Here is a 7,565-nt window from a genome sequence, read left to right as displayed (position 1 = left end):
CGGTACGGGAATCCCGTACCGCCCCCGCCCTGTTTCACGTGAAACGTACGGCTCGAACGGTCAGAGCTGGGTGACGTCCAGCTCGCCCTCCGCGTACTGCTTGCGGATCACCTTCTTGTCGAACTTGCCGACGCTCGTCTTCGGCACGGCGGGGATCACCGACCAGCGCTCCGGCAGCTGCCACTTGGCGATGCCCGACTCGGCGAGGAACGCCTTCAGCGCCTCGTAGTCGACGTCGGCGGTCGCGCCCTCCTTGAGGACGACGGTCGCGAGCGGACGCTCGCCCCACTTCTCGTCCGGCACGGCGACGACGGCCGCCTCCGCGACGTCCGGGTGGGCCATCAGCGCGTTCTCCAGCTCGACGCTGGAGATCCACTCGCCACCCGACTTGATGACGTCCTTGGCCCGGTCGGTGAGGGTGAGGAAGCCGTCGGTGCTGATCACGCCGACGTCGCCGGTCTTCAGCCAGCCGTCCTCACTGAACTTGTCCTCGGGGCGCAGGTGCTCGCCGTCGGCCCCGCCGTAGTAGGCGGCGGCGATCCAGGGGCCCCGGACCTCCAGCTCACCGGCCGACTCGCCGTCCCACGGGAGGTGTTCGCCGCCGGGGCCGACCAGCCGCGCTTCGACCCCGGCGGGGAAGCGGCCCTGGGTGACGCGGTAGGGCCACTGCTCCTCGTCGCTCAGCCCGGCCGGCGGGTGGGCCATCGTGCCGAGCGGCGAGGTCTCCGTCATGCCCCAGGCGTGGCAGAGCCGGACGCCGAGCTTGTCGTACGCCTCCATCAGCGAGGGCGGACAGGCCGCGCCGCCGATGGTCACGTTGGCCATGGAGGTGAGGTCGCGCGGGTTGGCGGTGACCTCGGCGAGCAGGCCCTGCCAGATGGTGGGGACCGCGGCCGCGTGCGTGGGGCGCTCGCGCTCGATCATGTCGGCGAGCGGGGCGGGCTGGAGGAAGCGGTCCGGCATGAGCATGTTGACGCCGCTCATGAACGTGGCGTGCGGAAGCCCCCATGCGTTCACGTGAAACTGCGGGACCACGACCAGCGTGGTGTCCTTGTCGGTCAGCCCCATCGACTCGGTCATGTTGACCTGCATCGAGTGCAGGTAGATCGACCGGTGCGAGTAGACGACGCCCTTGGGGTCGCCCGTGGTGCCGGAGGTGTAGCACATGGCCGCGGCCTGGCGTTCGTCCAGCTCGGGCCAGTCGTACGTGGTGGGGCGGCCCGCGATCAGCTCCTCGTACTCGTGCACGCGCGGGGCGACGCCGGCGAGCGCGGAACGGTCCCCGGGGCCGGAGACGACCACGTGCTCGATGCTCGGCAGGTGCGGCAGCAGCGGCACGAGGAGCGGCAGCAGCGAGCCGTTGACGATCACGACCTTGTCGTCCGCGTGGTTGACGATCCAGGCGAGCTGCTCCGGCGGCAGCCGGAGGTTGAGGGTGTGGAGCACGGCGCCCATGGAGGGGATGGCGAGGTAGGCCTCGACATGCTCCGCGTTGTTCCACATGAGCGTGGCGACCCGCTGATCGCCGTCGATGCCCAGCTCGTCGCGGAGTGCGTCGGCCAACTGGGTGGCGCGGGCGCCGATCTCGGCGAAGGTACGGCGGTGCGGCTCGGGTTCGCCGGTCCAGGTCGTGACCTGAGACTTCCCATGAATCGTCATCCCGTGGTGCAGGATGCGGGTGACAGTCAGCGGTACGTCCTGCATGGTGCTCAGCACGGCGTCCTCCCGGTGGGCGCTACGCGGCAGTAAGGTTCCGCTGATTCTGCGCACATACCACGCGGTATGTCACTACTCACGGGAGAAAAATCCTGACCGGGGGCCATATGGGCACCCCGCCCGGGGCGGTGTGGCATCCTTGACGATTATCCCGGTTACTCGGTGATTACCCCGGCTTCCTGGCTATTGCCCCGGTTCCCTGGTGATTGTCCCGGTCAGCGGACCGGCGTCAGCTCCGGGTCCTCGCGGAGCTTGCCGAGGGCGCGGGAGACGGCGCTCTTGACCGTACCGATCGACACGCCGAGCACCTCCGCCGTCTGGGCCTCGCTCAGGTCCTCGTAATAGCGCAGGACGACCATCGCCCGCTGGCGGTCCGGGAGCTTGAGCACCGCGCGCCACATCGCGTCGTGCAGCGACTGCTGCTCGGCCGGGTCCGGTGCCGGGACGGTCTCCCGCTCGGGCAGCTCCTCGCAGGCGAACTCGTCGACCTTGCGCTTGCGCCACTGCGAGGTGCGGGTGTTGAGCAGGGCCCGGCGGACGTAGCCGTCCAGCGCCCGGTGGTCCTCGATCCGCTCCCACGCGACGTACGTCTTGGTGAGCGCGGTCTGCAGCAGGTCCTCCGCGTCGCACGGGTTCGCGGTGAGCGAGCGCGCGGTACGCAGCAGGACCGGCCCCCGGGCCCGTACGTACGAGGAGAACGACGCGTAGGGCGCGTGGGGGTGGCCGGCGGCGGTGGCAGAGGCTGCCCTGGAGGCGCCCGTGCAGACTGGCGTGGTCATGCACTCAACGCTAGGAGCGGCCGCCGCCGAGGGGATCGGCCCCAGGTCCCGAAGGGCCGTCCGCCTCAGGTTGTAGGGGGCGTCCACCCTGCACCTCCTGAAGGGGGAGGGGCCTCCGTGCGACCGTCAGGGTCCACCCCCGAGAGCCCCCGGGCACCCCGGGGCCCGGGCGGCGCCGCTCAGCCGTCCGCGCCCAGCACCAGACCCGACGTCGGGACGCCCGTACCGGCCGTGACCAGCGACCTCGCCGCGCCCGCCACCTGGTTCACCGAGGTGCCCCGGATCTGCCGGACGGCCTCCGCGATGCCGTTCATCCCATGGAGGTACGCCTCCCCCAGCTGACCCCCATGGGTGTTCAGGGGCAGGGCGTCCGCCGCGACGAAGTCACCCGCCTCCCCCGGCCCGCAGAAACCGAACTCCTCCAGCTGCATCAGGACGAACGGGGTGAAATGGTCGTAGAGGATGCCCACATCGATGTCGGCCGGGGACAGCCCGGAGCTGCGCCAGAGCTGCCGGGCGACGACGGCGGTCTCCGGCAGACCGGTCAGCCCGTCCCGGTAGAAACTCGTCATCTGTTCCTGCGACCGGCCCGCCCCCTGCGCCGCCGCGACGACGACGGCGGGCGGCCGGGGCAGATCGCGGGCCCGTTCCACGCCGGTGACGACGAGGGCCTGGCCGCCGTCGGTCTCCTGGCAGCAGTCCAGCAGCCGCAGCGGCTCCACGATCCAGCGGGACGCGGCGTGGTCGGCGAGCGTGATGGGCTTCCCGTGGAAGTACGCCGCCGGGTTCCGCGCCGCGTGCCGCCGGTCGAGGACCGCCACGTGCCCGAAGACCTCCGGGTCGAGGCCGTACGCGTGCAGGTAGCGCTGGGCCGCCATCGCCACCCAGGAGGCGGGGGTGAGCAGCCCGTACGGCAGGTTCCAGCCGAGCGCCGCGCCCTCGGCGGTGGGCTCGCGCCGCTGGACGCCGGAGCCGAAGCGGCGGCCGGAGCGTTCGTTGAACGCCCGGTAGCAGACGACGACGTCCGCGATGCCGCTCGCCACCGCGAGGGCGGCCTGCTGCACGGTGGCGCAGGCCGCGCCGCCGCCGTAGTGGATCCGGGAGAAGAACGACAGCTCGCCGATCCCGGCCGCCTGGGCGACGGTGATCTCGGGGCTGGTGTCCATGGTGAAGGTGACGAGCCCGTCCACGTCGGCGGGGGTGAGGCCGGCGTCGTCGAGGGCGGAGCGGACGGCCTCGACGGCCAGCTTCAGTTCGCTGCGGCCGGAGTCCTTGGAGAACTCGGTAGCGCCTACGCCGACGATCGCGGCTTTCCCGCCGAGCGAGTCGGCTCTGCGGATGCTCATGTCGCCTCCTCGCCTCTGTGCGGAAGGGCGATGGTGACCGTGCCGGTGACGTGGCGGCCGATGCCGTTGTCACCGGTGAGCTGGACGACCGCTTCGGCGGGTTCTCCGGCTCTTACGTCGGTGATGTGTCCGGTCAACCGCGTGACATCGCCCGGGTAGTTGGGCCCCGAGGCGGATCGCGACCTTGCGGAGGACGGCGGTGGGGCCGAAGTGATCGGTGATGTAGCGGCCGACGAGCCCGTTGGTGGTGAGGATGTTCATGAAGATGTCGGGCGAGCCCTTCTCCCGGGCCGACTCCGCGTCGTGGTGCACGTCCTGGTAGTCGCGCGAGGCGATGGCCCCGGTGACGATCAGGGTCCGGGTCACCGGGATCTCCAGGGGCGGCAGCTCGTCGCCGACGCGGTGCTGGGAGGTCATGACGCGTCCCCCTGAGGTCCGTCCGCCGCCAGCAACATCCCCAGCTCCTCCAGGACTTCGCTGCCGCAGCTGAGGTACGCGTCGAGCTGACGGCCCCAGAGGAAGTGCCGGTGGACCGGGTGGTCGAGGTCGGCCCCGGTGCCGCCGTGCAGATGCTGCCCCGCGTGGACGACCCGCTTGCCCGCCTCCGAGGCCCACCATGCGGCGGTCAGCGCCTGTGCTGCGCATGCCAGTTGCTCGTCGTGACGCCAGGCCGCCTCGTACGCGGTGACCCGGATCGCCTCGGTGTCCATGTGGGCGTCGGCGGCACGGAGCAGGACACCCTGGTTGGTGGAGAGCGGACGCCCGAACTGCTCACGAGTGACGGTGTGGTGGACCGCGCGCGCGAGCGACCCCGCGCACACCCCGGCCTGGAGCCCGGCGAAGGCGGTACGGGCAGTGGCGAGGACGGCCGCGTACGCCCCCGGCTGCCCGTTCCCCAGCCGCTCCCCTCGTACGCCGTCGAGAACCAGCCGGCCCGCGGCCCAGGGCGCGGTCGTTTCGACCGGTTCGACGGTGACGCCCGACGCGCCCGCCTCGACGATCCACAGGGCCCGGTCGTCGTCCGCCACCAGCACCAGGGTGGCATCCCTCAGCCAGGGAACCCAGGGCACGGCCCCGTACAGCGCACCGCCCGCCAGGTGGACGCCGCCCCGGGCCGGGAACGCGCCCGTCGCCACCGCCGTACCCTCGCGCAGGCCGGACAGCAGGCGCTCGCGCTGCTCGGCCATACCGTGCTCGGCGACCGCGAGCAGCCCGTACACACAGGTGGCGGCGAACGGGACCTGGGCGGTGGTCCGCCCTTGTTCCTCCAGGAGGAGTACGAGGCCGAGCAGCCCGATGTCCTCGACGGCGGCGGGCAGCCCCGCCGCGCACAGCTCCTTCCACAGCTCCGCGTCCGTGCCCGTGCCGGCCGCCGCCAGCCGCTCGTGCGTGGACAGGTCGCCGAAGATCCGCGCGGCCAGCCCCTGCGCGGTGGACTGTTCCTCGCTCGGGGTGAAGTCCATCTCAACCTCCTTCGCTCGCCCGGAAGACGGGCAGTTCGAGGTCGGGGTCCGTGACGAGGAACTCCAGGCGTACGGGCATGCCGACGCGGACCTTGTCGTACGGCACACCGATCACGTTGCTGACGATGCGGACGCCCTCGGCCAGCTCGACCAGCGCGACGGCGTACGGCCCGCCCTCGCCGTCCGGGGCGAAGGCGGGGAACGGCGGGTGGTGCATGACGACATGGCTGAAAACCTTGCCCTCGCCGCCCGCCTCGACCGTGTCCCACTCCGCGCCGCCGCAGGCGTTGCAGCCGGGCAGCCAGGGGAGGCGCAGGGTCGCGCAGTCGGTGCAGCGCTGGATGAGGAGGCGGTGCTCGGCGACCCCGGCCCAGAACCCGGCGTTGTCGCGGTTGATCACGGGCCGGGGGCGGCGCGCCGCCGGCTCGGAGTCCTTGTTCCGTCGCGCGGGGCGGTACTTGAGGATGCGGAAGCGGTGCGTCCCGGCCGGTTCGCCGTCGGCGCGGACGTCCGTGCGGGTGGTGACGAAGTAGCCGGTGCCGAGCTTGGTCGTCTTGCGCGGGGAGACGGACTCGATGACCGTGTCGAAGGTGATCCGGTCGCCGGGGCGCAGCGGCCGGAGGTACTCCTGCTCGCAGTCGGTCGCGACGACGGAGGTGTAGCCGGCGCCGTCGAGCAGCGCGAACATGGCGTCGTACGCGGCGGAGCGCCCCGTGCCGTCCGTGTGCCCGGAGAGCCCGCCCATCGTCCAGGCCTGGAGCATCGTCGGCGGGGCGACGGCGTCCGGACCCCGGTAGGCGGGCGAGGCGTCGCCCATCGCCTCGCACCAGTGCCGGATCATCGGCTCGTTGACCGGGTCCTTGCCGCGCCCGGCGGTGGCGGCGGCGCGGCCTTCGTAGGCGCGGAGCTGCGCGAACAGCTCGTCGCTGTCAGCCTTTTCGGCCGACCGCGGAGCGTCGGCCCCGCTCATCGCTTGCTCCGGGTCATCCCGAGCCGGGCCGTCGCGACGATCTCGCGCTGCACCTCGCCGACGCCGCCCCCGAAGGTGTTGATCTGGGCGGCCCGGTTCATCCGCTCCAACTCGCCGCCGGGCCCGAAGCCGCCGGCCCCGAAGCAGCCGGGGGAACCGCCCCGGAGCAGGGCGGTGTCGCCGACGACCTCCTGGCACATCCGGTAGACCTCGACCGCGCTCTCGGTGCCCGCGAGCTTCACCCCGCTGGCCTCGCCGGGGGCGGGTGCGCCGGCGCCGACGGCGTGGACCAGACGCCAGTTCAGCAGCCGTGTCGCCGCGAGCCGGGCGTACGCCTCCGCGAGCCGGGCGCGCACCCACGGCTCGTCGATCCGGCGGCGCCCGGTCGCGGGATCGGGGGTGCGGGCGTGGGCGAGGGCCTCCTCGTAGAAGTCCTCGGCCTGCATGCCGATCGCGGCCAGAGCGACGCGTTCATGGTTGAGCTGGCTGGTGATGAGCCGCCAGCCGCCGTTCTCCTCGCCCACGAGGTTGGCGGCCGGGACGCGTACGCCGTCGTAGTAGGTGGGCGGTGGTGGTGACCCCGCCCACGGTCCGGATCGGCGTCCAGGAGAAGCCGGGGGAACCGGTGGGCACCAGGATGATCGAGATGCCGCGGTGCTTGGGGGCCTCGGCATCCGTACGGCAGGCGAGCCAGATCCAGTCCGCCTGCTGGGCGTTGCTGGTGAAGATCTTCTGCCCGTCGATGACCCAGTCGTCGCCATCCCGCACGGCCCGGGTCCGCAGGGATGCCAGGTCCGTACCGGCCTCCGGCTCGCTGTAGCCGATCGCGAAGACGAGGTCGCCGCCGAGGATGCGGGGCAGGAAGTACGCCTTCTGCTCCTCGGTCCCGTACGCCATCAGGGTCGGGCCGACGGTGTTGAGGGTGACCATGGAGACCGGGGCGCCGGCCCGGTACGCCTCGTCGAAGAAGACGAACTGCTCGTCGGGGCCCCGGCCCTGCCCGCCGTACGCCTCGGGCCAGCCGAGCCCGAGCAGCCCGTCGGCGCCGATCCGCCGGAGCAGCCGCCGCTGTTCGCTCACGCTCGCGGTCGCGTCGATCATCAACGTACGGAAATACGAACGGAGTTCGGCGCGGAGCTGCTGCTGGCGTTCCGTCGGAGCGAGATGCACGGAGGGGCCTCCAGAGCTGCGGATGCGTCAACCGCCGGAGCGCTGCCGACCGACGTCCCGATGACCGCCGGCCCGCCCTCGACGTTTCTGACTGTCCGTCAGATACCGACCCCCTGTCAAG

Annotated in this window: 5 protein-coding genes and 2 pseudogenes; all 7 read right to left on the bottom strand. The window is 72.0% G+C overall.

The features are described 5' to 3' along the window. Positions 1 to 60: 60 nt before the first annotated feature. The 7 genes and pseudogenes from ACFWM7_RS31605 to ACFWM7_RS31575 all read right to left on the bottom strand — a co-directional run bounded on the left by ACFWM7_RS31605 (position 61) and on the right by ACFWM7_RS31575 (position 7,444). Positions 61 to 1,716, bottom strand: a complete 1,656-nt coding sequence (locus ACFWM7_RS31605; protein WP_383267180.1) for a long-chain fatty acid--CoA ligase — start codon at positions 1,714 to 1,716, stop codon at positions 61 to 63. Positions 1,717 to 1,931: 215 nt separating this feature from the next. Then, positions 1,932 to 2,495 carry a SigE family RNA polymerase sigma factor gene (locus tag ACFWM7_RS31600; RefSeq protein WP_383267178.1) on the bottom strand — a complete coding sequence of 188 codons (564 nt, stop codon included), beginning with the start codon at positions 2,493 to 2,495 and terminating at the stop codon, positions 1,932 to 1,934. 179 nt (positions 2,496 to 2,674) lie between these two features. Further along, on the bottom strand, positions 2,675 to 3,841 hold the full coding sequence (locus ACFWM7_RS31595) for a lipid-transfer protein (RefSeq protein ID WP_383267176.1): 1,167 nt from the start codon (positions 3,839 to 3,841) through the stop codon (positions 2,675 to 2,677). Continuing rightward, positions 3,838 to 4,258: pseudogene (locus ACFWM7_RS31590) on the bottom strand (MaoC/PaaZ C-terminal domain-containing protein). Before ACFWM7_RS31590 ends, ACFWM7_RS31595 begins: the two are co-directional and overlap by 4 nt. Continuing rightward, a complete protein-coding gene (locus ACFWM7_RS31585; protein ID WP_383267174.1) occupies positions 4,255 to 5,304 on the bottom strand; it encodes an acyl-CoA dehydrogenase family protein in 1,050 nt (349 codons plus the stop codon). Before ACFWM7_RS31585 ends, ACFWM7_RS31590 begins: the two are co-directional and overlap by 4 nt. A gap of 1 nt (position 5,305) precedes the next feature. After that, positions 5,306 to 6,274 (bottom strand): bifunctional MaoC family dehydratase N-terminal/OB-fold nucleic acid binding domain-containing protein, encoded by a 969-nt coding sequence (locus ACFWM7_RS31580; protein ID WP_383267171.1) that lies wholly within the window; start codon positions 6,272 to 6,274, stop codon positions 5,306 to 5,308. After that, positions 6,271 to 7,444, bottom strand: a pseudogene (locus ACFWM7_RS31575) (acyl-CoA dehydrogenase family protein). The gene ACFWM7_RS31580 and the pseudogene ACFWM7_RS31575 overlap by 4 nt, the downstream one beginning before the upstream one ends. Between the last annotated feature and the right edge of the window lie 121 nt (positions 7,445 to 7,565).

Origin of the sequence: Streptomyces sp. NPDC058375 (assembly GCF_042723425.1) — a bacterium.
Lineage (GTDB): Bacteria > Actinomycetota > Actinomycetes > Streptomycetales > Streptomycetaceae > Streptomyces > Streptomyces durocortorensis.
This window is presented reverse-complemented; position numbering and strand designations above follow the sequence as displayed.

Excerpts from the sequence above, each read along its gene's own strand:
- ACFWM7_RS31600 (WP_383267178.1), bottom strand. The coding sequence starts at position 2,495 with ATGACCACGCCAGTCTGCACGGGCGCCTCCAGGGCAGCCTCTGCCACC.
- ACFWM7_RS31595 (WP_383267176.1), bottom strand. The coding sequence starts at position 3,841 with ATGAGCATCCGCAGAGCCGACTCGCTCGGCGGGAAAGCCGCGATCGTC.
- ACFWM7_RS31585 (WP_383267174.1), bottom strand. The coding sequence starts at position 5,304 with ATGGACTTCACCCCGAGCGAGGAACAGTCCACCGCGCAGGGGCTGGCC.
- ACFWM7_RS31580 (WP_383267171.1), bottom strand. The coding sequence starts at position 6,274 with ATGAGCGGGGCCGACGCTCCGCGGTCGGCCGAAAAGGCTGACAGCGAC.